This is a genomic window from Dyella acidisoli, from assembly GCF_030160295.1.
GTDB lineage: Bacteria > Pseudomonadota > Gammaproteobacteria > Xanthomonadales > Rhodanobacteraceae > Dyella_B > Dyella_B acidisoli.
Window position 1 is genome coordinate 488,648 of record NZ_BSOB01000046.1, and the last position, 24,047, is coordinate 512,694.

Sequence of the window (24,047 nt, forward strand, 5' to 3'; positions counted from 1 at the left end):
GTGCGTGTCATCGAGTGAAATCATTTAAAGGCTGCCTCACGTCGTCATTGCTGGCGCGAGTGACCCGTGAGGTCCACCATAACGCCACCCAACCGGAGATGCGCCATGAACGTCGAACTGCAGATGTTGGCCTGGAGTATCGTGCTTGGCCTGGTCCAGATCGTCATCGCTGTCAGCGGTCTGATCGGAAAGCGGGGCCTGGGCTGGGCCGCTAGCCCACGTGATGCGCAGTTGCCGCCCGTCGTCGGCGTTACGGCAAGACTCGATCGCGCCAGCGCAAATTTCCTCGAAACGTTCGTCTTCTTTGCGGCGGCGGTGCTCGCCGGCTATGTGCTGCAACGTCATTCCGCCATGACCGCCTTGGGAGCGCAGCTTTATTTCTGGGCTCGCCTCATCTACGTGCCTATTTATGCGCTGGGCATTCCTTATCTAAGGACACTGGTCTGGAGCGTCAGCATCGTAGGCATCGTGCTTTTGCTGATGCCTTTGTTGTGACAGGCGATGCCGGTTTCAGCCCGAGAGGCTAGATGGCTACCCCGGCGCATCGACGACGCGGCCGATGCCTTCCGCTTCGATCGCGCTCATTGCCGAGCGCAACGCAAGCGTGTCGCCGTCCCTGCTCACGCCGATGCGGAACAGCAGATCCCCGTCGGCACTGCGCGAGGAGTGGATGGAATCGAGATTGATGCCACGTTGTTCGAATACGGAAAGCAGCGCGCGCAACGAGCCGGGGCGATCCACCGGCAAGAACACACTGATGTAGCGCGGCTCGTGTAGATCGGCGAGCAGATAGCCCAGCCGCTCGAATGCATAACTGCCTTCGGCTATGGCCTGCTCGCCGACATAGGCACGGCTTTGTTCCAGCAAGGTTTCGCGCATGCGATCGCGCGCTTCATCGTCGCCCTGGCGCACCAAGTCACGCAGTGTATCCAGATGTGCTGCCAGGCGTTCCAGCATCGGCGCCACATGCGGGTTTTCGAACTGGATGTCCTGATAGATCGCCGGATTGCTGGCGAGAATGCGGCGTGTCACCGCCACATCCAGTTCATAGCCCACCGAACTGAAAGGGCGGATACCGTCGAGATCGCCGACCGCCGGTGCGAGTTCACGCAACACGGCGCCCTGCGCCATATGCGTGGCATGCACCATGCCTTGCACGAGCGCCATGATGCGATCGTGCTGCTCGGCATCGGCACGCACGCAATCGGCTTCGGTGGCGGCAAGAAAATCTTCGAGCCACGGACGCCATTTATCCAGGCGCGCTTCGCACACCACCATCGAACGGCCACGCAAGGTGGCGGCTTTGGGCGCGGCGCTCATCGGATGCAGGCCGACGACTTCGGCTTGCGAAGTCAGCATGACTGCTACCGGCACGGCTTTGATCGAAGTGATGTCCAGCCAGAGCTGCTCGCGTTCGATGCCAGCCGCCTGGGCGACGTAGTGGCTGATGACGGCGGGTGTCTGGCGGATCGGTGCACAGAAGATCAGTACATCGACGGCTTCGATGAGTGCGCGTTCGGAGAGCGCCGTGTCGCCGCTTGGATCATGGCCGAAGACGTGCAGACCCATGCGGTCTTCGAAAAAGTGACGCAGCCAGCGGCCGTAGGCGCCTTGGCTTCCGACGAGGCCGATCCGTGGCTTATCGTTGGTCATGAGAAGCAATTCCGTAAGGGAGGCGTGCGCAAGATTGTCTTTCCTGTCACGTGATGCACTTACTTTAGCCGTCCGTCATTCCCGCGAAAGTGGAGGCGCTTTTCAACAGCGAAGCTGGTCAATCCAATTTCAAGTATGCATCAGAGCAAGATGGATTCCCGCTTTCGCGGGAATGACGGCCATAAGGGAATGGTGATTTTCATAGCAACCTACCCGGCCGCAAGCTTTCCCGGATAGCAGTAGCGAAGGTCTGAATGACGAGCGACTAGCTCGAACTCAAAGCCGCTGCATACCCGGCTCGCGACATTCGCCCACCCATTTGCTGGCGGACGCAGCTCCCTGCTGATCGTTGGCTTGCAAGCGAATCTCCGCAATGGTCTGCCAATTGCGCGCGCACAGCGGGCCTTGCTTGGAACCCAAGGTCCACGACTGATGCGCAAGCTTTTCGGCAAGCTGGAAGTCGCCCATATAGATCGCGACTTCGGCGCGATCCTGCAGCACATCCGGCGCATCGGGATTGCGCTTCAATGCCATATCGAGCTTCGCGGCAGCAGCCTGATACTGACCGTTGCGCTCATCCTGGCGCGCAGCATCCTGCAGCGCGGTGATGCCCGGGTCGCTGAGCGGGTGCACGTTGATCACTGACTTATCGCGCTCACCGGCAGCACGAATCTCATCCACCATCGCCACGTTGGATTTTCCCGGCGGCGGCTTCGGCGCTTCGGGCGCAGGCTGGGCACAGGCGGCGAGCAGGACACCCGCCAGCGCGGCGAGCAGGAAGGGATGGCGGAGCGAACGGTACGACATGGTCATGCTGGCTACTGATTAGTGACGGTGGTTGGCGTATCGGAGGAAGGCGCAGAGGCGCTCTGGCCGGAGCCGAACAGATTACCGATCTTTTGCCAGAAACACCCCTCCGAATCGGTGGACAGGGTACCGGCGATCACCGGCACCTGCTTGGCGCCCGAACAGGCCGGGTCACTGCGGCGGCCGTCGGAGGGGTTGATCCAGGCCATTTCCAGCCCGTCGCCCGGCGCCGGAGACAGCGGCTGGGTGGGCAGTTTGCGGAACAACTCTTGCCACGCGCGCAAAGCGCCGGTGGAACCCCACAGATGGCTGGGCTTGTTGTCGTCGCGGCCCATCCAGAACACCGCCAGCCGATCGCCGGTGAAACCGGCAAACCAGCTGTCGCGCAGGTCGTTGCTGGTGCCGGTCTTGCCGGCCGTATGCAGGTACGCGAGGCTTCCATCAGCCAGCGACTTGGCCGTGCCGTAAGTGGCCACTTGTTGCATCGCCCAGGTCATCAGTCGTACCGCGGGCTGGTATTCGCCTTTGCCGCTTTCCACTTCGTAGCGCTTGATGGTGCGGCCATTGCCGTCGACCACGCCACTCACTGCCAGCAACGGCAGTGCATGGCCGTCCGACGCGATGTACTGATAAAGCTGCGTCACCTGGATCGGGGCCAGGTCGACCGCGCCGATCAACAGCGAAGGGCCAGGCTGGATCTGGGTCAATCCGAATGAATCGAGAAACGCCTTGACGCGCGGTACGCCCACGGACATGCCGAGGTGAATGGTGGCGAGGTTCCAGGAATTGGCTAGCGCATCGACCATCGGCACCATGCCATGGCTCTGGTTGTCGTCGTTATGCGGCGTCCACCACGTGCCATCGGGCTGCTTCATGCTGATCGGCGAATCGTCCAACTGCGTGGCGAGATTCCAGCGATCGGGCTGCGTCAGGGCCACCAGATAGACGAACGGTTTGATGGTGGAACCGATCGGCCGCTGTGCATCCAGCGCACGATTGAAGCCCTGCTCGTCGGCAAACTTGCTGCCCACGACAGCAAGCACATGGCCGGTCTTGGAATCGGTGACCACCCCCGCGCCCTGCGTATCCTCGCCGCGCTTGCCGAGATTGTTGATCGCGGTGCTGAGCGACTGCTCGGTATAAAGCTGCGTGGCCGGATCGAGCGTGGTGAAGATCGACAGGTTGCCCTGCATCAGCGTGTCTTCATCGAAATCATTGGTGATCTGCTGACGCACCAGTTCCATGAAGGCCGGGAAACGGTTGTGTGGCAATTGACCGTCAGGGATCACGCCTAGCTGTGTCTGCTTCGCGGAGCGGGCCTGTTCTTCCGTGAGCAATCCTGTGCTGGCGAACATATCCAGCACCAGGTTGCGCCGCGCCAATGCACGATCGGGATAACGGCGCGGATCAAGCTGGCTGGGGCCTTTCACCAGACCAATCAGCAAGGCCATTTCCTGCGGGCGCAGATATTCCAGGCGCCGACCGAAATAGAACTCCGCGCCCGCCGCAAAACCGTGCACGGCCTGATTGCCCTGCTGCCCCAGGAACACTTCGTTGACGTACGCCTCGAGAATGCGCGACTTGCTGTAGTGCATCTCCAGCAGGATCGCCATCAGCGCTTCGTTCAACTTGCGCCCCATGGTCTGTTCGCGATTGAGGAACAGATTGCGCACCAGCTGCTGGGTGAGCGTGGACGCACCTTGCACGGCATGGCCTGCGCGCAAGTCAGCGAACAAGGCACGCAGGATCGCGGTGAAGTCGACACCAATGTGATGCTTGAAGTCGCGGTCTTCCACCGCCTGCAAACCGGCGATCAGCAACGGCGGCACGTCGTTCAACTGTACGTAGCTGCGGTCTTCCTGCTTGGCGCCATACACGGTGGCGATGCGTGCAGGATCCAGGTGCACTTCGCTCAACGCCTTGTTCGAGCCCACGTCGGCGACCGATTGCACGACACCGCTGCCCACCGCAACACGAACGTGCTTGGGCAGTTCGCCACCGTCAGGCCCTGCATAGCCACGCGAGGAAATGAAATAGATGCTGCCCTTTTTCGCCCAGCTACCCGGGACATCGCCGTGACCGTCGCTCACGTAGCCGGAGAAGGTGAGTTCCACTTCCAAGGTGTTGGGCGTCATCGGCACGCCGGGCGCGAGGCGCAGCGGCTGCGAGTAGATGCGCGTAGGCACGGCGAAAACAAGATCGTTGAAACGGTTCTGCACGCGCTTGTTGAGGATTAGCGAGTACGGCAGCAGGAACCCGAACAACAGGCCCGTGCAAACCCAGAACGGAATGCGTAGCCAGGGCCAGCACGCGCTTGCGATGGATCGGATGCGGCTCAAAGCGTCCAAAGGGTGTCCAGATGTAGGGAGAGTTGGATCGGCGGTGTCGGGATCATAGGGCTCGCCACCCGGCGGCCGGATGAACGCAGGCCTGTCATAGATGGCACAGGGCGGGCATTTCGGGGGTTTTCACGTGGCCTCTACTCCGCAAAGGCCCCGTGTAGGTTTGCACCTCAACCTACAGCCGCCAGCACTCGGCATCCGGCTGAAACGGCCGTGGTTGCACGCCAAGCAGCCGTGTCACCTCGGTATTGTCGGCAATAAGATCCGCCTCCAGGCGACTCAGCGGCCCCCGCAGTTTGCCTACTCCGCGACTCGCCGTTCGCAACAGCCACGCCGGAAGCGGCAAAGGCACCGTATCGACCGGCAGGCTGCGGCGCACGCGCTGGAACATTTCGCTTACCGGCAGCCGTTCGCCACCGCCGATCGCGAGAACTTTGCCTGCCGCGGCGGCGTTATCCAGCGCCGCGAGCGCAGCGTGGGCCAGATCCTGCGCATGGACGGGCTGGCGCAAGCCGCTGCCGGCCGGGAGTGGAAACACCCGCGTGCGCATCGCACGCTGGGCCATCGGCGTGAGGCTTTTATCCATGCCAGCACCATAAACCAACGTAGGGCGCAGCACTGTCCAGGCACTGCCGTGCTTTTCACAGGCTTCAACCATCACCTTTTCGCTATCGCGAATCAGTTGCGACAGCTCACGCTCCGTATGCACTTCTGAATCGCGCTTGCTGTCTGCGCTCATCGAACTGACCACCACCACGCGCGGCGCATGCGGCAGTTCAACCTGCTGCAACCAGTCGGCAAGATGGTTCAAAGGACCGAAGCTGAAAATGGCCGATATGTCTCCGACCACCGGCACCGCGTCAGGAAGACGGCCGGACAGCCACGTCACGTTTTGCGCCGGGGATTGTGCAGTCCGGCTCAATGCCAAGACCGGCTCATCGCGAGCGGCGAGCAATGGCAGCAAGTAGTGCCCGATCTGGCTGCTGCCGCCAAAGACCAATACCGTCATCGACTTCCCTGCTGCATGCGTGCAATAAGTTCTCGCACGCGCGGATCGTTCGGCAGCAGATTTCGCCCCTGCTCCAGTGACGAGGCCGCGTTGTTGCGATCACCACTGTCAAACTGCTGCTCGGCCTGATCGATCCAGGCGTTAGCCAGGCGCTGGCGTGATATCGACAAGGCCGCATCGCCCGGCTCGAGATTGTCGAGTGCATCGAGCAAGCTGCCGGCTTTCTTGAGATTGCCGGCGCGTAAGGCCTGATTGAATTGCTGCTGCACTGCTCCCGGCAATCCTTGCAGTCCAGCCAGCGCTTCCGGGTTGTTGCCGTCGATGGCGAGCGCGCCGCGATAAAGGTCGTAAGCGCAATCGCCCGGCGGCGACATGATGTCGCCTCGCGCCGTGGCCTGCTTGGCGCGGCTGACCATATCCGCAACCTTGATTTGCTGCTGCCCTGTCAAAGGCGCTTGTTGCGGTGGCGCGATGCCTTCCTCCTGGCCACCCTTGCTAACCGTTGGCGCCTTATTGGTGGTCGCCGTAGTGTTGTCGACAACGGGGAGCTGCGCAGGTGTTTGACCCAAACGCGCCCGCGCTGCAACCAGATCGGCCGATCCCGGCGCGAGCGTTTCGGCCTGATCGAGCAGTTGCTTTGCGTGTTCGGCATCACCGTCATCGATTGCGGCATTCGCTTGCACTACCAGTGCTTGCGCAACTTGCCCAATCCCAGCCTTGGCCTGTGTGTTGTTAGGATCGATCGCCAGCGCCGCCTTGAAATGCGCGAGCGCGGTGTCGTTGCCATCGCCCGCAATGCGGCCGGCACGCAACGCATCATTGCCCTGATTGATGGCATCGGTCAGCGCACCGTTGGCTTGCGCCTGCAGTGCGGAAAGCGACGCGCGCAAGTTAGGCAATTGCGCATAGTTGGGCAGCACAGCCGCGAGACGATCGATGCCGGCGGAAGCGTTGGCGATATCGTTCGCATTCAGTGCTTTCTGGATTTGCGCAGCCATCGCATCGCCGACTTGATCCATGCCATGCCGCGCCACTGCGTTATCTGGCTCTGCTGACAGAACGCGTTGGTAGAGCGCGGCGGCGCCGTCCGGACCATCGAGCTTGTTCTGGCTGAGCGCCTGTTGCGCTTGCGCGACCAAGCTGTCCGTCTGACCCGACGAAACCTGCGCCTTGGCGATGGCCTGCGTAAGGCGATCCACGTCGCTGCCGCCGCCAAGCAATTCGCGAGCATTGGTCAATGCCTGGGATGCTTCGTCGGGCTTGCCTGCTTGCAAGGCGGCATCGGCGCGCGAAATCTCCGCACGCCCCACGTCGTTGAGGCCTTGTCGCGCAGCATCATTATCCGGTTCGAGTGCGCGCGCCGCTTCGAACAGCTCGCGCGCGCTGGTGCCATCGGTGCCATCGAGGTGACCTTGCTGCAAGGCGACCTGCGCCCGATGCAGCACGTCATCGAAATCGGTGCGCGGTACCAGGCTGCGCAAACGGCTCTGGTTGAACCACAAGCCGGCGACCGCCGCCAGCAGCACGGCGATCAAGGTGGGTAGGATCCAGTGGCGCTTTTTATAAGGGTCTTTGTTACTGGATGCGTCACGTCGATAAGCAGGCTCCACCTGAATGCGCGGCAGACCGTCATCCGGCTCGGCAGCCGGATGCGGCCGATCCACCTGGTCCAGGTTGCCCAGTTTCGGTTCGGTTCGGCCGGAATTACTCGGGTCGTTCGGGTCGCGTTTTCTGCCCATGGGTCCTGAGCTAGCGGGTGAATGCGTTCAGCTTAGCATTGCCATGAAGACAGAAACTGACAGCGAAAAGTTGCGTTCAGCGATGCGAAGACACTCTCTTCTCTGCTGGCGGGGAAGAATTGAACTGAGAGCTTCCGCAACCTAACCCGCCCCTACTCTGCGCGCCTCCACCACGTTTGGCAGCACGCCCAGCCGGTCCAGCAGGGTGGAAAGCTGCTCAAAATCCCGCACACGCAGCGTGTAATGCATTTCCACCTCGCCGGTACGCGGAAACAGCCGGCTGCTGGACGCGATGATGCCGACGTTGGCGTTGCTGATCACGCCGACCACGTCCTTTTGCAAGCCTTTGCGATCGTAGCCGTTGAGCTGGATGGTGACCTCATAAGCCTGCGCGTCAGCCCGGCCCCAGCTCACTTCGATCACCCGGTCCGGATCACTCCGCGCCAAACGCACCAAACTCGCGCAATTGGCGCGATGAACGGATACCCCACGCGTGCGCGTGATGAAGCCGCGCACCGGATCGCCGGGCAGCGGCTGACAGCATTTGGCCAGCACCGTAAGGAGATTGCCCACGCCTTCGATGGTGATGGCGCTGTGGTCGAATACGGCCGGACGTGCCGTGGGATGCGGTGCACTCGGCGCAGGTTCGGACGGCTGCTGCGCTTCCTGCAGCACGCGCGCCACCTGCCCCAGGCTGATCTCGCCCAGCGCAAGCGCGACTAACAGTTCGTCTTGCGTCTGCAGATGGAACAGCGCCGGCAACTTGACGAGATCCACCTCCGGCAGTGCCAGCCGTTTCAGTTCACGCTCCAGCAGTGCGCGCCCCGCGGAGAGGTTGGCTTCATGCGCACTGCGGCGGAACCAGGCGCGCACCTTGTCGCGCGCGCGGCTGGTATGCAAATAGCCATGGTGCGGCGATAGCCAGTCGCGGCGAGGCTCAGGCACTTTGGTGGTGAGAATCTCCACGCGATCGCCGCTGTGCGGCTGATGCGTGAGCGGCACGATGCGCCCGTTGACTTTGGCGCCGCGACAGCGATGACCTACTTCAGTATGTACGTGATAGGCGAAATCGAGCACGGTGGCGCCGTGCGGCAAGTCGACCACCTCACCCCTGGGCGTGAGCACGTAGACGCGGTCTTCCAGCAACTCGGTCTGCAACTCGGCAGCCAATTCACCGTCGTCATTGCGCGGCTCGAGCAGCTTGCGTATCCAGGCGATCTTCGCTTCAAAATCCGCATCGCCGCTGCCGCCTTCCTTGTAACGCCAGTGTGCGGCCACGCCCAATTCGTTGGCGCGATGCATCTCGTGTGTGCGGATCTGCACTTCCAGCGTCTTGCCACGCGGGCCGATCACGGCAGTATGCAGCGAGCGATAACCGTTGCTTTTGGGGCGCGCCACGTAGTCGTCGAATTCGCCAGGCAGATGCGGCCACAGTGAGTGCACGATGCCAAGCGCGGCGTAACAATCCGCCACGCTGTCGACCAGGATGCGCACGGCGCGAATGTCATAGAGATCGGAAAACTCCACCGCCTTGCGCTGCATCTTCTTCCAGATGGAATAGATGTGCTTGGGTCGTCCGGCCAGGTCAGCGTGGATGCCCACTTCGCGCAACGCACCACCCAGTTCGGCCAGCGCTTCGCGAATGAAGGTTTCGCGATCGCTGCGGCGTTCGTCCAGCAGCTTGGCGATACGCCGGTAGGTGTCCGGCTGCAGGTAGCGGAAAGCCAGATCTTCCAACTCCCACTTCAACTGCCAGATACCGAGCCGGTTGGCGAGCGGCGACTGGATGTCGCGCGTGAGTCGCGCCAGTTCCTGCCGCTCCTCCTCGGGCAGGCTACTGGCTGCACGCATGCGGGCGAGTTGGCGGGACAGCAGAATGAACACCACGCGTACGTCGCGGATGATCGCCAGCAACAGACGCCGCAGACCTTCGGAACCACCCTGCGGCGGCCGTTGTGCATGCAACGCCCACACGCGCTCCGCGGCCACTTGGCCGGCGACCAGGCGTTGCAATTCGTCCGGCAGCGATGCCTCACGCTGCTCCCACACCAGCGGATGTGTACGTGCGAGCTCAAACCACAACGCGGCAGCCTGAGTCTGCGCATCGCAGCCGAGCATGGCGAGCAGATCCAGCACGTCGCCACACTCGTGTTCGTTCACCCCGTTTTGCGCGCATGCCGCGAGCGCGTCGGCCAGTACGGCGGGCAGCGTGCCCGCTCGTGACTGCCACGCCGCCAGGTGGCTTGCGATAGTGGTGGCGTGAACCATGATGCGCGTCAGGTAGGCATAGCCTGCGTAGGTTGGGTTAGCGCAGCGTAACCCAACAATACCGCCCCGAACATGTTGGGTTACGCTGCACTAACCCAATCTACGATTGGCGGAGGGTTTCGAGTGACTTCGCCAGGCGTTTGGGCGACACCGGCTCGGCCGTCTTCAATTCTTGCGCGAACAGCGATACCCGCCATTCCTCGATCAACCAGCGCAGTTCATCCAAACCGTCGCTACCACCCGCGCGATGGTTGAGGTACTCGCGCCAATACGGCAGCACCTGCAGCATGCGCTGCTGATCCTTGGCCGGATCCTGTCGCAAGCGCTCGGCACGCAAGCGCATGGCTTTCAGGTAGCGCGGGAAGTGCGCAAGTCGCGTAGTCGATAGCTCGCGCAAAAAGCCGGATGCCAGCAACGCATCGAGCTGCTCACGCAGGTCGTCGTAGCTCGCGCGCGCAAAACCGATCAACGGTGGCTGCAGCCAGGGTTTCAGGTCGGCCTGCGCCTCAATGATTGGCTCGGCGAGCTTCAATCGCTCCACCGCCGCAGCGAACAACTCACGTGCCGCATGCGTACGCAACACTTCGAATGACGCGGCACTGCGTACGTTGAGATTCTGCGTTTCCAGCAAATCGGTAAAACCGCCTTCCACCAGGTCTTCGCGCAAGCTATCCACACTGCCCAGCGATGCGTACTTCAAGGACATGGGATTGGAAATCGGCAGACGCCGACGCGCTTGCTTGACCTCGCTGTCAAGCGAGTTGCGCAGCAGACGTTCCACACCTTCGACGTGTGCTGCCTTCGCTTCGTCACGCCGTTCAAATACGCGAAAGGCCACTGCTTCGCCGAGATCGACCAGCGCGGGAAACGCCATCAATCCGCCTTCGGAGCGCACCTGCTCGGGGATTTCCTCAAAATCCCAGCTGGTCACGTCTTCGCGCGTGAGTTCGATATCGGTCTTGCGCGAAAACGCTTCACGCGCCTGCCCTTCCCATTGCGCACGCAATGCGGCGAGATCGCGACCGGTAGCGAGCGTGCGTCCGCTCTCATCGTGCAGGCGGAAGCGCATCGCAAAGTGCGGCGCAAGTTCCACGGGTGCGAATTCGCTCGCTTCGATCTCCACGCCGGTCGTGCGCCGCAGGAATGCAGCAAGCACTTTCGCCAACATCTCATCGCGCGGCGCTTCCGCTTCGACGAAGGCCCGCGCGAAGTCCGGCGCGGGTACGAAGTTGCGGCGCAAGGCCTTGGGCAATCCACGGATCAGCTCCGCCACCTTGTCACCCAGCAAACCAGGCACCAGCCACTCGCAGCGTGCGGCTGGCAGCGCATTGAGCATCGCCAACGGCAAATGCAAGGTGACACCGTCGGCCTCGTCGCCGGGCACGAAACGGTATTCCAAACGATAGCGTTGCGGCGGAATATCGAGCGAAGCGGGAAACGCCTTCGGGTCCAATCCGGCACCGCCCACCATCACGTCATCGATCGACCAGCGCAATGCTGCCTGTTCGGTAGGGCGCGCGTTGCGATACCACGCGTCCAAAGCGCGGCTGCTGGCGATGTCTTCAGGCAATTTTCTGCGAAAGAAATCCACCAGTTCGTCTTCATGGCGGATCAACCCTTCGCGGCGCTGGCGTGCTTCGATGCCGCGTGCGTCTTCCAGCACGCGCTGGTTCGCGCGTATGAAATCCGCACGCGCTTCGATGTCGCCGCGTGCAAGCGCTTCGCGCAGAAAGATATCGTGCGCAAGGGCTGGGTCCTGCTTCTGGAAAGTCACAGGGCGGCGTTCAACCAGCACCAGTCCGAACAGACTGATTTGCTCGTACGCCACCACGGTACCGCGCTTGCGCGACCAATGCGCGTCGCGGCAGGCGCTACGCAGCAGATGCGCGGCTTGCTGTTCGATCCACAATGGTTCGATACGCGCACACATCATGCCCCACACGCGGCCACCGATATCCAGGATTTGCGCGGCGAAGATCCAGTTCGACGGGGTCTTGGCCAGCGCAGAGCCGGGGAAGACTTGGAAGCGGCGTTCGCGGGTGCTGCGGTAGACGCCCTTCTCGTCTTTATTGCCCACCTGCGTGGGAAGACCGGCTAGCAAACTGCGGTGGATGGATTCGTAGCGATGTTCGCTCTCGCTGCCGCCTTCGCTCCCTCTCCCCTCCGGGGAGAGGGTTGGGGTGAGGGGTTGGGGCTTGCCGGAAGACGCATCCCCGCGAGTTTTTTGAGAAGACCTTGCACGCACGTTTGCCGTATCACGCGAGATTGCCCCCTCACCCCGGCCCTCTCCCCGAAGGGGAGAGGGAGAAGTGGTTGCAGCATCCAGCTTCCACCCGAGCTCCTGCGTCACCAGCAACAACTGCCGATGCAGCTCGCGCCACTCGCGCATCCGCAAGAAGCTCAAAAAGTGCCGCGTACACCAATCGCGCAATTTCGACTGCGTCAGTTCCTCATGCACGTGGTCGTACTCACGCCAGAGATTCAACACACCGACGAAATCCGACTTGGGATCGGCAAACGCTGCATGCGCCGCATCCGCCTGCTGGCGCGCATCAGCCGGACGCTCGCGCGGGTCCTGGATGCTGAGAAAGGCCACGACCACCAGCAGCTCGCGCAGACTGCCCAGCTTCTGCGCTTCCACCAACATGCGCGCGAGTTGCACGTCGATGGGTAAACGCGCAAGCGTGCGGCCAATGGGGGTGAGCTGACGCTTGTCGTCGATCGCGCTGATTTCGGCGAGGCGCCGATAGCCATCGGCCACCACACGCGGATCGGGCGATTCAAGGAACGGGAATTCGTCAACCTCGCCCAACTGCAACGACAACATGCGCAGGATCACATTGGCGAGCGACGAACGCAGCAGTTCCGGATCCGTGAAAGCCACACGCGAGGCGTAGTCGGCTTCGTCGTACAAGCGATAGCAGATGCCGGGCCCGACACGACCGCAGCGCCCTTTGCGCTGATCCGCGGCGGCCTGCGAGACCGGCTCCACGTGCAGACGTTCGAGCTGGCTGCGCTGGCTGTAGCGCTTAACGCGTGCGGTACCGGTATCGATCACATAGCGGATGCGCGGCACGGTGAGCGAGGTTTCCGCCACGTTGGTGGCAAGCACCACGCGTCGCTTTGGACCGGGTTTGAACACGCGATCCTGATCGGTGGCGGAAAGACGCGCGTACAACGGCAGGATTTCTGTCTCGCGATATTGGCGGCGCGACAGCATCAAGTGTGCATCGCGGATCTCGCGTTCGCCGGGCATGAAGACCAGCACGTCGCCCTGTGGATCGTCGTGTGTGATTTCGTCCAGCACGGCGGCCACGTGTTCGGCACTGCCCTGCTGTAGCTCGCTGTTGCGCTGGTTGCGGCGCGCAGCCACTTCGTCCACCGAGCGCCAACGCAACTCCACCGGATAGGCACGGCCTTCGACCGAGACAACCGGCGCGTTGCCGAAGTGTTCGGCGAAGCGCGCAGTGTCGATGGTGGCCGAGGTGACGATGATCTTCAGCTCGGACCGCTTCACCGCGAGCCGTTTCAAATAGCCCAGCAGGAAATCGATGTTGAGGCTGCGTTCGTGGGCTTCGTCGATGATCAGCGTGTCGTAGGCGGACAGCCAGGGATCGTTCTGCGTCTCGGCTAGCAAGATGCCGTCGGTCATGAACTTGATCAGGCTCTGCTCGGACACCTGGTCGGTAAAGCGCACCTGAAAACCGACCTTGTCGCCGACTTGGGTGCCCAACTCTTCCGCCACGCGACGCGCTACCGAGCGGGCGGCCAGGCGCCGCGGCTGCGTGCAGCCGATCACACCGGCTTCGCCGCGCCCTGCCGCCAGGCACAGTTTGGGTAGCTGTGTGGTTTTGCCCGAACCGGTTTCGCCCGCGATCACCACGACTTGATGCTCGCGAATCAGCTTCACGATCTCATCGGCACGCGCGGTGATCGGTAGCGATTCGTCCAGGCGAATCTCCGGTTTGCTTTGCGCGCGCTTCTTCCTCCGCTCGGCAGAAGCGGCAATATCGGTGGCCAGCGCTTCCAGCTTGTTCGCATCCGGATGGCGGGACAGGCCGCGCCAACGGCCCAGCAGGCGGCCGAAATCGCGGCTTGAAACCGTGTCCAGCGATTTGCGCAGCGCGCGCAAGCGGGTTTCCGGAGAAGCAGTGGAAGGGGTATCGGGTTTGGGATCACTCATGCAGTCGCACATGATAGCTCGCGACTATCGCCGGCATCTGCTTTATTCATTTCCCCCGTTTCCGGGGCACGGTTAAGCTCAGTATCCAGACTCATAAGATCGGGAACACACGCATGGCCACCAGCATCGGCATTGCCAAGAAAGACCGTGAAGCCATCGCCAAGCAGTTGTCCAAACTGCTGGCCGATACGTACTCGTTGTACTTGAAAACCCACAGTTTCCACTGGAATGTGACCGGCCCGCATTTCAACAGCCTGCACACCATGTTCGAAACCCAATACAACGAACTGTGGCTGGCCGCCGATGAAGTGGCCGAGCGCATCCGAACGCTCGACGTGTTCGCACCCGGTTCCTACAGCCAGTTCGGCAAGCTCACCACCATCAAGGAAGAAGCAGGGGTGCCGGACTGGAAGGAGATGGTGGAGCAGCTCGTCACCGGCCACGAAATCGCCGCCTCCACCGCGCGCGAGGTGATCAAGGCCGCCGATGCGGCCGGTGATGAAGGCACCGTGGACATGGCCACCGGGCGACTCAAGGCGCACGAGAAGACCGCCTGGATGCTGCGTTCGTTGCTGAAGTAAACCTCTATCCCCTCTCTCTCCAAAGGGGGGAGAGAGGGAAAGCCCTGACCTTGCGCTGACCACTCCACTCGCAATTTATTGAGCCCCCCGCCGCGAATTGGTTAAGCTCCACGAGATTAACGCGCCTCGTGAGAGGTGACTTGCGGGGACTTTCTTGAGCGCCACATCCACCCAACCCAAATCCGGGCCATCGATCATCTCTGCCATCTTCTTGGCACTCGTGGTCGCCGCGTTGAACATCGGCCTGTGGTGGTGGGGCAACCGCCCGCACGGTCCCGAGGATTGGCACGGGCAGATCAACGGATTCGCCGTATCGCTATTCCAGCGCTACCAGAACCCGTTCAACCAAAGCTTCCCCAGCGACGATGAGATCGACAGCGACCTGAAGCTCCTGCGCCAGTACACCGGCCGCATTCGTACGTACTCCATGCAGGAGAATCCGCAGGTCTACCGCCTGGCCCAAAAAGAAGGGTTGAAGGTGATGGCCAGTGCGCAAATCGACACCCGGCTGGAGAACAACGAAAAGGAACTGGAAACGCTGATCGCGGTGTCGCGACGCTATCCGGACACGATCGAACGTGTGCTGATAGGCAACGAAGTGCTGTTCCGCAACGATCTGCCCGTCGACAAAATGATCACGTACCTGGATCGGGCGCGTGCGCATATCCGCCAGCCGGTGTCGATCGCGGAGCCGGATTACATCTGGCTGAAGTATCCGGAACTGGCCGATCACGTGGATTACATCACCATCCACCTGTTCCCGTTCTGGAACGGCCTGCCGGTGTCGAGCGACGAACGATATTCGGTGGCGGTCCATGCCGCCGAAGGCGCCTACAACGCCATCAAGGAGCGCTTCCCCAACAAGCACGTAGTGGTGGGCGAAGTGGGCTGGCCCTCCAATGGCGATCGCCGCGAACGCGCTTATCCGTCCATCTCCAACGAAGCCATCTTTGACCGCCAGTGGCTGATCTGGGCCAAGCACAACAACGTCGACTACTACTTGTTTGAAGCCTTCGACCAGCCGTGGAAGGAAGGTCTGGGCGAAGGCCGCACCGGTTCCTACTGGGGCGTGTTCAATGCCGATCGCCAGCCGAAGTTCCCCTTCATCGGCCCAGTAACCGAAGACACCGGCTGGCCGTGGAAGGCGCTGGCGGCGAGCTTGCTGGCGATTGCGCCGATGATCTGGTTCGGCATCCGCTTCAGCCGCTTCAAGCTGACGGGTCGGTTGTTCTTCGACGTACTGATCCAGCTCGCCTGCGGCCTGATCGTGTGGTCGGTGACGCTGCCGTTCAATTTCTACCTGAGCTGGGTGGACTGGAGCATGTTGGTGCTGCTGTTCCCGGCGCAGGTGGCGATCCTGGCGATCCTGCTGATCAACGGTTTCGAATTCACCGAAGTGCTGTGGCGGCGCAAATGGATCCGTCACGCAGACCTGCTGCCGCCTGATCCGGCTGAGAAGCAGCCGTTCGTCTCCATCCACCTGGCCTGCTACAACGAGCCGCCGGAGATGGTGATCATCACGCTCGATTCGCTCGCCGCGCTGGAGTACGAAAACTTCGAAGTGTTGGTGATCGACAACAACACGAAAGATCCAGCAATCTGGAAGCCCGTGCAGGAATACTGCGAGAAGCTGGGACCCAAGTTCCGCTTCTTCCATTTGGAGCCGTGGCCTGGCTTCAAGGCCGGCGCGCTGAACTTCGGCTTGAAGGAAACCAGTCCGCGTGCCGACGTGGTGGCTGTCATCGACGCCGACTACGTGGTGCGTGCGGACTGGCTGAAAGCACTTACCGGCTACTTCCACGATCCGAAGGTAGCGGTGGTGCAGTGCCCGCAGGCGCACCGCGACTTCGAACACAACCCGTTCCGCCGCATGACCGCCTGGGAATACGACGGCTTCTTCCGTATCGGCATGCATCATCGCAACGAGCGCAACGCCATCATCCAGCACGGCACCATGACGATGGTGCGCCGCTCTGCGCTGGAAGGCACCGGCGGCTGGTCGGAATGGACGATCTGCGAAGATGCCGAGCTTGGCCTGCGCCTGATGCATGCCGGCTACGAGCTGGTCTATGTCGATGAGCTGATGGGCAAGGGCCTCACCCCCGCCGACTTCAAGGCGTACAAGAGCCAGCGCTATCGCTGGGCATTCGGCGCGATGCAGATCCTGAAGGGCCGCTGGAGCTGGATGACCAAGAAAGGTCCACTCAGCAGCGGCCAGCGCTTCCACTTCCTCACCGGCTGGTTCAGCTGGTTCGCCGATGCATTGCACCTGCTCTTCACGCTGATGGCGATCTTCTGGACGGCTGGCATGGTCGGCCTGCCACAGATTTTCAGCCTGCCAATGCAGCTGTTCCTGATTCCGATCATCGGCTTCTTCTTCGCCAAGGCGATCTTCGGCGTCGTGCTGTATCGCGCGCGGGTGCCCTGTAGCTGGTACGACACCATCATGGCCTCGCTCGCCAGCATGAGCCTGAGTCACGCGATTGCACGTGGCATTTTGCATGGCCTTACACGGGAGAAGACCTCGTTCGTGGTGACCGCCAAAAGCCGGCGCCTGGGTGGCAGCAACTTCGCTGCGTTCGCGCCGGTGCGTGAAGAAATGCTGATGTTCCTCGCGCTCACGCTGTGCATCATCGGCATGGCAAAGAGTACGGCGGCGCACTTCACCGAAGGGCAGTTGTGGATGTTCATCCTGTCCGCGCAGGCGATTCCGTATATTTCTGCGCTGATCGGTGCGTGGATTGCGCACCGATCCGGCGATAAAGCAGGTTGATTTGTAGGCTGGGATGACAATCCCAGCTTATGGATGCTGAGTGCTGGGATTGCCATCCCAGCGTACGGACAACGGCGCATGTGGCATCGCGAAATTAGGAACAGCCTTAATGCGCGATGCACACCCGGCTCGCTAAGCTGCTTCACTTGCGATACCCCGCTAAGGATGGAACCCTAACGCATGCGCCGGATTCGCTATCTGAGCCTGCTCCCGCTGCTACTTGTTCCCGCGTTGAGCCACGCCGGGGTGCAGCTTGTCGTGGATGGCGTGGACGATCCGCTCAAGACAGCCGTCATCGCAGGCGTGAGTCTTTCCCAGTACGCTTCGCGCGACGTGAGCGAGGCGCAAATCCATCGTCTCTACGAACGCGCCGATAGTGAGGTCGGCAATGCGTTGCGGCCGTACGGCTACTACGATGCGCACGCCACCGGAAAACTCGAGCACGTCGGCAAGGATTGGCGCATCAGTTTGCACGTTGTACCGGGCGATCCGGTCAAGGTTACATCCGTCGATATCCAGCTCGATTCCGCTGCCGCTGCCCTGAAGCCGATCCGCTCGGCAAAACGCGGCGTGGAAAAACTCAAGGGCCAACAGCTGGATGACGCAGCCTACGATTCCGCGCGCGATGCCTTGAACAATGCACTGACTGCTAACGGCTATCTCGACGCCAAGCTCACTCTACGTCGCGTGGAGGTGAATCGTGGCGAACATAGTGCGGCCATCCATCTGGCGTGGGATGTGGGTCGTCGCTATCGCTATGGTGAGGTCAGTTTCGAAGGTTCGCAGTTCCAGCCGCCGTTTCTCGATCGCTACGTCCCGTTCAAGCCCGGCGACTATTTCGACCAGAACCAACTGCTCACCTTGCAGCAGGCGTTGAACGGCGCCGACTACTTCTCCGCTGTCAACGTGATCCCGGAGGTCGACAAGGCAAAGGATGGCGTCGTCGACATCCATGTGCAGTTGGCCCCCGCCAAGCGCAGGATCTACAGCGCGGGTTTGTTCGTGGGAACCGATACGGGCGTCGGTGTGCGCGGTGGCGTGGGATACCGCTGGATAAACCGCTACGGCCATAAATGGACGAACGACATCGTGCTGGCGCAGCGGCTGAAGACGGTGTCCAGCCAGTACACCATTCCATTGACGGGCGACAACCAGCGCAGCTTGAACTTCGGCGTCAACTATCGCGACGCGAACACCGTCACCTCACAATCGCGCACGCTTGAATTCGTCGCCAACGAAAGCGAGCTGTGGCATGAATGGGTGCGCACCGTGGGCGTACATGCCCTCACCGGCACTTTCAGCGTCGGCAAGCGCCCTGATGAACCGGAAAGCACGCCCGGGGTGGAGCATGGCCGCAGCACGCTCATCTATGCGGAGGGCTCGTTGAGTCGCAAGGTGGCGGACAATCTCGACTTCGTCCGTCGCGGTTGGTCGCTGAACTTCGATGTGCGCAGCACGGCAAGCGATCTGTTCTCCACCGCGCGCTTCAGCGAGATCACAGCCAGCGGCAAATGGATCCGCTCGTTCTGGCGCACCAACCGATTGATCCTGCGCGGCGATGTCGGCCACGTGTGGACCAGCGACTTCCAGGCCTTGCCGCCGCAGCTGCGCTTTTTCGCCGGCGGCGATCAATCCATTCGCGGTTATACCTATCAGGCTGTTGGCCCACAAAACGGCTACGGCCGCGTGATCGGCGGCAATAGCTTGGCCATCGCCAGCGCCACGGTGGAGCACTACTTCACGCCGCGCTGGGGCATCGCCACCTTTGTCGACGCCGGCAATGCCTTCAACGGCACCAATGTTCATCCCAAGATCGGCACGGGCATCGGTGTACGCTGGCGTTCACCGGTGGGCATGATCCGCTTGGATGTAGGCACGCCGATCAACGATGCACAGCACCGTGGCGTGGAGTTGCACTTGGTGATCGGACCCGACTTGTGATGAACACGACACAGCCCGCTCCCCGTCCTCGCCGCCGTTGGCTTCGCGCTATTGGCATTGCGTTACTCGTGTTTTTCGTTCTGCTGGCCAGCAGCCTGTTCTGGCTGCTTTGTACCGGCTCAGGTTTGCGCTTTGCGCTGGCGCAAGCACAAGGTTTCACGCATGGCGCGTTACAGGTGCAGCAAGCAGAAGGTCGGCTGATCGGCCCGATCGACATCGCGCTGCTGCGTTATGACGACGGCAAGGGCACTGACGTCGTTATCACACGCACGCACCTGAATTGGAATCTTGCCGCCCTGCTCTATAAGCAGCTCCACATCATCGACCTTCGTGTAGAGCACGTGGATGTGGCGCTTCCGGCTTCACAAGAACCTTCCTCTTCTTCCAGCAATTTTTCGCTCAAACCGCCGATCGAGATGTTGCTGGATCGCGCGCACGTTGGTCCTGTGACCATCACCGAGCAAGGCAAACCTCTATTTGCTTCCGACCAGCTCGATATCTCTGGTCGCTGGGCCAATAGCGGCATCGATGTGAGCACGTTGACACTGCGTGCACCGGATGGACACGTCGACCTCAATGGCAAGCTCGGCGTCGGCCGGCGCTATCGAGGCAAAGGTCACGCCGAGATCGCGTGGAAAGTGAATGAGGTCGAGTACATCGGCACGCTCAATGCACAGGGTGATGGCCGCAACGCGCAATTGCAGTTGGCCTTGACGCAACCGACGAGCGCGCAGCTGCAGCTTGATGTGGATCAACGCAACAACAATGCATGGACAGCCAAACTCGATGCGCCTGCCTTCAATCCCAAACCTCTACTGGGCAGCAGTTCGCTGACACGTCTTGGCGTAAGCCTGCAAGGCAGCGGAAACCAGCAAGGCGGCACGCTGACTGGTCAGCTCGATCTCAACGACTACCGCGTGCTTCTGCAGCCATTGCAGGCGAGCATCGACAAGGATTTCAAGACATTCACCTTGCAGCAGTTGCAACTGGCTTCACCGCAGATCAAAGGTCAATTGAGTGCCGCCGGCACGATCCATCTCGATGCTCATCCGACCCGTGCGGATCTGATCGTCGATTGGAAGAATCTCGAATTGCCTGCCGACCTGGTTGGCCAGATCCTCGATAGCCAGGGACATCTCGCCGCCAAAGGCAGCGCAGATGCCTATCACGCCGAAGGTGAAGTGACGATTGGTCCACCCGGCAAACCGGCCAAGCTCGCCTTGAACCTGGACGGCACACCGCAGCAGATCCAATTGCATACGTTGAGCCTTCTGCAGCCGCAGGGTCAATTCAGCGCGAACGGTTCGCTGACATGGCAGCCCGATCTCGCCTGGCAATTGCAGGCAACCGCGAACAAATTCGATCCAGGCCAGCTGTTTGTTGGCTGGCAGGGATCGCTCGACGCTGATCTCGCCACACAAGGCAAGTTTGCGCAAAAACAGCCTGACGTCACGCTCGACCTGCGCAAATTGGATGGTCAGTTGCGCCAACGCCATCTGCGCGGCACAGGGCGGCTGCATGTATCGCCCAACCACGTAGTGGATGGCACGCTGGAACTTGCGTCCGGCAGCAGCAGCATCAAACTGCTCGCGCAACCGGGCAGCAGCAACAACGCGAACGTCACCCTGGCCATCGCATCGTTGAACGACTGGCTGCCGCAAGCCACCGGTGCGCTGAATGGCCAGTTCCGCGTACGCGGCAACTATCCTGCACTGGCCGTCAACGGCACGCTGCAAGGTCAATCGGTAGGCTGGGACAAGCAAAGCGTCCATAGCTTGCAGTTGCAGGCAGACGTGCCGGATATCAGCCATCCAGGCGGCAAGCTGGAGCTGGATGCAGCGGGCGCCACTATCAGCGGCCTTGCCTTCAAGCAGATTCACCTCAATGGTCAAGGCACGTCAGCGCAGCATCAGTTGTCGCTTGACGCGCAAGGCCAACCACTGTCCATCTCGCTTGCACTTAGTGGCTCGTTGAAGGCACAGAACTGGAACGGCACGCTTTCCTCGCTCACGCTGGACGTGCAAGGCATGCCACGCTGGCATCAGCAACAAGCGACGCAGCTAGGTTGGAACGACGGTAACGCGAGCATTGGCGATTTATGCCTGACGGCGGGCGAGCCCTTACTTTGTGTCAACGGCAAGCTGGATAAAGCCAGCAACCTCGATGCCGGTTATCGCCTGCACGCCGTACCGCTGACATTGGTGGTCGATGCAGCCGGTGTCACCAACATGCCGGTGAGCGCCGACGGCCTGCTGGAAGGTAGTGGAAAAATTCGGCGCACCAGCGCTGGCGCACTCACCGGTAATGCGTCGATCACCTCATCGCAAGGTCGCATTACCTACAACGAACATCCTGATCAGCCGTTGCTCACCTACAAGGATCTCGCCTTGAATGCTGAGCTGTCGCCTGGCAACCAGCACGCGACTGTGTATGCAGCGCTCAACGGCAATGGACGTATGGATGGGCAAGTTGCTATCACGGGATTACAACAGGTACTCAATGGCCAAGTTAGCCTGCATCTGGACGACCTGGCCTTCATGAGCTTGTTCACCGATACGCTGGCCAACGTCAAAGGCCGTATAAATGGTGACTTCAAACTCGGCGGCACCGTCGCAGAACCGGCTATCACCGGCCAGGCAGGCATTGACGGCTTCGCCGCCGAAATACCCGACGCAGGCTTGAAGTTCACCGATGGACGTCTGGTAGCGACCACCACCGACGCGCGGGAGCTTCGCATCGATGGCAGCGTGCAATCCGGCAAAGGCGCGCTTGCCATCAGCGGCACGGCAGGGCTCGATGCGCAAACACCCACGACGATTACGCTCAAGGGTAACGAAGTCACGGTCATCGACATTCCAGCGGCGAAAGTCGTGCTTACGCCGGATCTGCAGGTTCGCCACGACACACAAGGTCTTCAGGCCACAGGCTCCGTACGTCTGGACAGCGCCGATGTGAATCTCGACAAATTGCCAGGCAGCGGCGTCAACAAGGCATCGCCAGATGTCGTGGTCGTGGATGAGCCTCAACCGGCGGCAAATAGTGGGGCCACGCCCATCAACGCATCGATCAAGGTGGATCTCGGCCAGCGCGCGCATTTGATCGGCATGGGATTGGATGGGCGATTGGGAGGTGTACTTACCGTCGAGGAACGTCCAGGCCGGGCCACCACCGGTCAAGGGCAGGTCACGGTCACTGGCACGTACAAGGCGTACGGGCAGAAGCTGCAGATCCAGCAAGGCCAATTGCTGTTCGCCAGCACGCCGATCGACAACCCAGGCCTCAACATCAAGGCGATCCGCAATCTGCAGCCTAACGCCACTATCAACGAAGGCCAGCAAGTGGGTCTTCAGATCACGGGTACCGCAAAACGCCCCGTCCTTACCGTATTCTCAAACCCGGTGATGGATCAGTCCGACGCGCTTTCCTACATGATCACTGGCAAGCCGCTATCGCAAGTGAGCAGCGGCGGTGAAAGTAATATGGTGAACGCGGCAGCGCAGGCACTCGGCTCGGCGACCGGGAATCTGCTCGCCAAAAGCATCGGCAGCAAGCTCGGCATCGAAGATATCGGCGTAAGCAGCAGCGACGCCTTGAACGGCAATTCTGCTTTCACGGTTGGCAAATATCTTTCGCCGCGGCTCTATCTGAGCTACGGCATCGGATTGTTCGAGCCTGGCCAGGTCATCACCCTTCGCTATCGGCTCAGCCGACGCTGGAGCTTTGAAGCGCAGAACGCCACCGATTTCAATCGAGCCAGCGTCAACTACCGTATCGAGAAGTAGCCTCTATTAGGTTAGGAAGGGGTGACCATCTTAGGTTGCATAAGAGTACACATTCCCTCATGGTCGTCATTCCCGCGAACGCGGGAATCCATGTTCAAAGATGCATCAGAGCACAATGGATTCCCGCTTTCGCGGGAATGACGGCCGTGAGGTATGAGTGGCTTTCATCGCAACTTACCGTTTTACAACTCGTAACGCTGCTCCAGTTCGAAACGGCTCTCCACCGGAGATGCAATCACGTTCTGCTGCACGCAGCCGGGAAAAATATTCACACTCTCGCTCGCGTGATTGTCCGCATTGTAGAGGTACGGCGTATGCGACCAGCAACGGTAACCGAGATCCTTGATCGCCTGCACTTCTGCTTCGACCTGCTCGATACCGGAAAGACGGTAGTAAATGATCGGGCGATGCTTGCGAATCGTTTCCGCAGCGCCCAATAGCAGATCGATCAGGCTGCCCGACAGATTGATCTTGAGCAGATCCAGGCTATCCAGATTGAGGCTGTCGAGCGTGACGACATTGACCATTTCATCCTCCTCGCCATCCGGCACGACACCACCGGGCAGCGACGACAGCACAAGCTGTGCATCCGAGCGAGCCAGCCAATGAGAATGCGTATACACGTTCGTGAGCTGATTGATGGCGACGTTTGCACAAAGCTGCTGGAACGGTAGACGGCGCGGTTCAGCGACATATACCTTGCCCTTTTCGCCCACCGCCCGGGCGAACCAGAGCGTGTGCGCACCGTATTCACCACCGAATTCCAGCACGCTCTGCCCGTCCTGGATCAACCCGCTAAGCAGGTTGAGCTCTTGTTCCGACCATTCGCCGTAACGCTGCAACGAGCGAGCCACCGAGCCTTTGACGGGAACACCTGTCATCATGCCGTAGCGCGTCGACCACAAGCGTGATGAGGATTCCGATGCATTGGCTTTCTTTTGCGTGTTCATGATCAAACCTCTTGAGTAT

At 61.0% G+C, this 24,047-nt stretch carries 13 protein-coding genes; 5 read left to right on the plus strand and 8 right to left on the minus strand.

The genetic code is table 11. The features are described 5' to 3' along the window. Positions 1-105 precede the first annotated feature (105 nt). Complete coding sequence (locus QQJ86_RS18575; RefSeq protein ID WP_284322449.1) at positions 106-495, plus strand: MAPEG family protein; 390 nt, start codon at positions 106-108, stop codon at positions 493-495. A 36-nt stretch (positions 496-531) separates the two neighbouring features. Here QQJ86_RS18575 and QQJ86_RS18580 read toward each other — a convergent pair whose 3' ends face one another. The 7 genes from QQJ86_RS18580 to hrpA form a co-directional block, all read right to left on the minus strand. Continuing rightward, complete coding sequence (locus QQJ86_RS18580) at positions 532-1,653, minus strand: prephenate dehydrogenase (RefSeq protein WP_284322450.1); 1,122 nt, start codon at positions 1,651-1,653, stop codon at positions 532-534. Positions 1,654-1,929: 276 nt separating this feature from the next. Then, the gene (locus tag QQJ86_RS18585; protein ID WP_345782828.1) at positions 1,930-2,466 is read right to left on the minus strand and encodes a tetratricopeptide repeat protein; all 537 of its coding nucleotides are present in this window, start codon (positions 2,464-2,466) and stop codon (positions 1,930-1,932) included. 5 nt (positions 2,467-2,471) lie between these two features. After that, complete coding sequence (gene mrcB / locus QQJ86_RS18590) at positions 2,472-4,808, minus strand: penicillin-binding protein 1B (protein WP_284322451.1); 2,337 nt, start codon at positions 4,806-4,808, stop codon at positions 2,472-2,474. Positions 4,809-4,977: 169 nt separating this feature from the next. Beyond that, entirely contained in the window at positions 4,978-5,811 is an 834-nt protein-coding gene (locus QQJ86_RS18595) for an SDR family oxidoreductase (RefSeq protein ID WP_284322452.1), read from the minus strand. Continuing rightward, positions 5,808-7,550 (minus strand): hypothetical protein, encoded by a 1,743-nt coding sequence (locus QQJ86_RS18600; protein ID WP_284322453.1) that lies wholly within the window; start codon positions 7,548-7,550, stop codon positions 5,808-5,810. Before QQJ86_RS18600 ends, QQJ86_RS18595 begins: the two co-directional genes overlap by 4 nt. A gap of 141 nt (positions 7,551-7,691) precedes the next feature. Beyond that, complete coding sequence (locus QQJ86_RS18605; protein WP_284322454.1) at positions 7,692-9,818, minus strand: RelA/SpoT family protein; 2,127 nt, start codon at positions 9,816-9,818, stop codon at positions 7,692-7,694. 100 nt (positions 9,819-9,918) lie between these two features. Next, the gene (gene hrpA, locus QQJ86_RS18610; protein WP_284322455.1) at positions 9,919-14,001 is read right to left on the minus strand and encodes an ATP-dependent RNA helicase HrpA; all 4,083 of its coding nucleotides are present in this window, start codon (positions 13,999-14,001) and stop codon (positions 9,919-9,921) included. A 113-nt stretch (positions 14,002-14,114) separates the two neighbouring features. On the opposite strand from hrpA, the gene QQJ86_RS18615 reads away from it, so the two are divergent. From QQJ86_RS18615 to QQJ86_RS18630, 4 genes are all read left to right on the plus strand, one after another. Continuing rightward, positions 14,115-14,582, plus strand: coding sequence for a Dps family protein (locus QQJ86_RS18615; protein ID WP_284322456.1), 468 nt, complete (start codon positions 14,115-14,117; stop codon positions 14,580-14,582). 154 nt (positions 14,583-14,736) lie between these two features. Next, positions 14,737-17,355, plus strand: a complete 2,619-nt coding sequence (locus tag QQJ86_RS18620; protein WP_284322457.1) for a glycosyltransferase — start codon at positions 14,737-14,739, stop codon at positions 17,353-17,355. A gap of 180 nt (positions 17,356-17,535) precedes the next feature. Continuing rightward, positions 17,536-19,296, plus strand: a complete 1,761-nt coding sequence (locus QQJ86_RS18625; RefSeq protein WP_284322458.1) for an autotransporter assembly complex protein TamA — start codon at positions 17,536-17,538, stop codon at positions 19,294-19,296. A gap of 68 nt (positions 19,297-19,364) precedes the next feature. After that, positions 19,365-23,078 (plus strand): translocation/assembly module TamB domain-containing protein, encoded by a 3,714-nt coding sequence (locus tag QQJ86_RS18630; protein WP_345782829.1) that lies wholly within the window; start codon positions 19,365-19,367, stop codon positions 23,076-23,078. Positions 23,079-23,260: 182 nt separating this feature from the next. Here the strand turns inward: QQJ86_RS18630 and QQJ86_RS18635 are convergent, their stop codons facing one another. Beyond that, positions 23,261-24,028 carry an FkbM family methyltransferase gene (locus QQJ86_RS18635; protein WP_284322460.1) on the minus strand — a complete coding sequence of 256 codons (768 nt, stop codon included), beginning with the start codon at positions 24,026-24,028 and terminating at the stop codon, positions 23,261-23,263. Positions 24,029-24,047 lie beyond the last annotated feature (19 nt).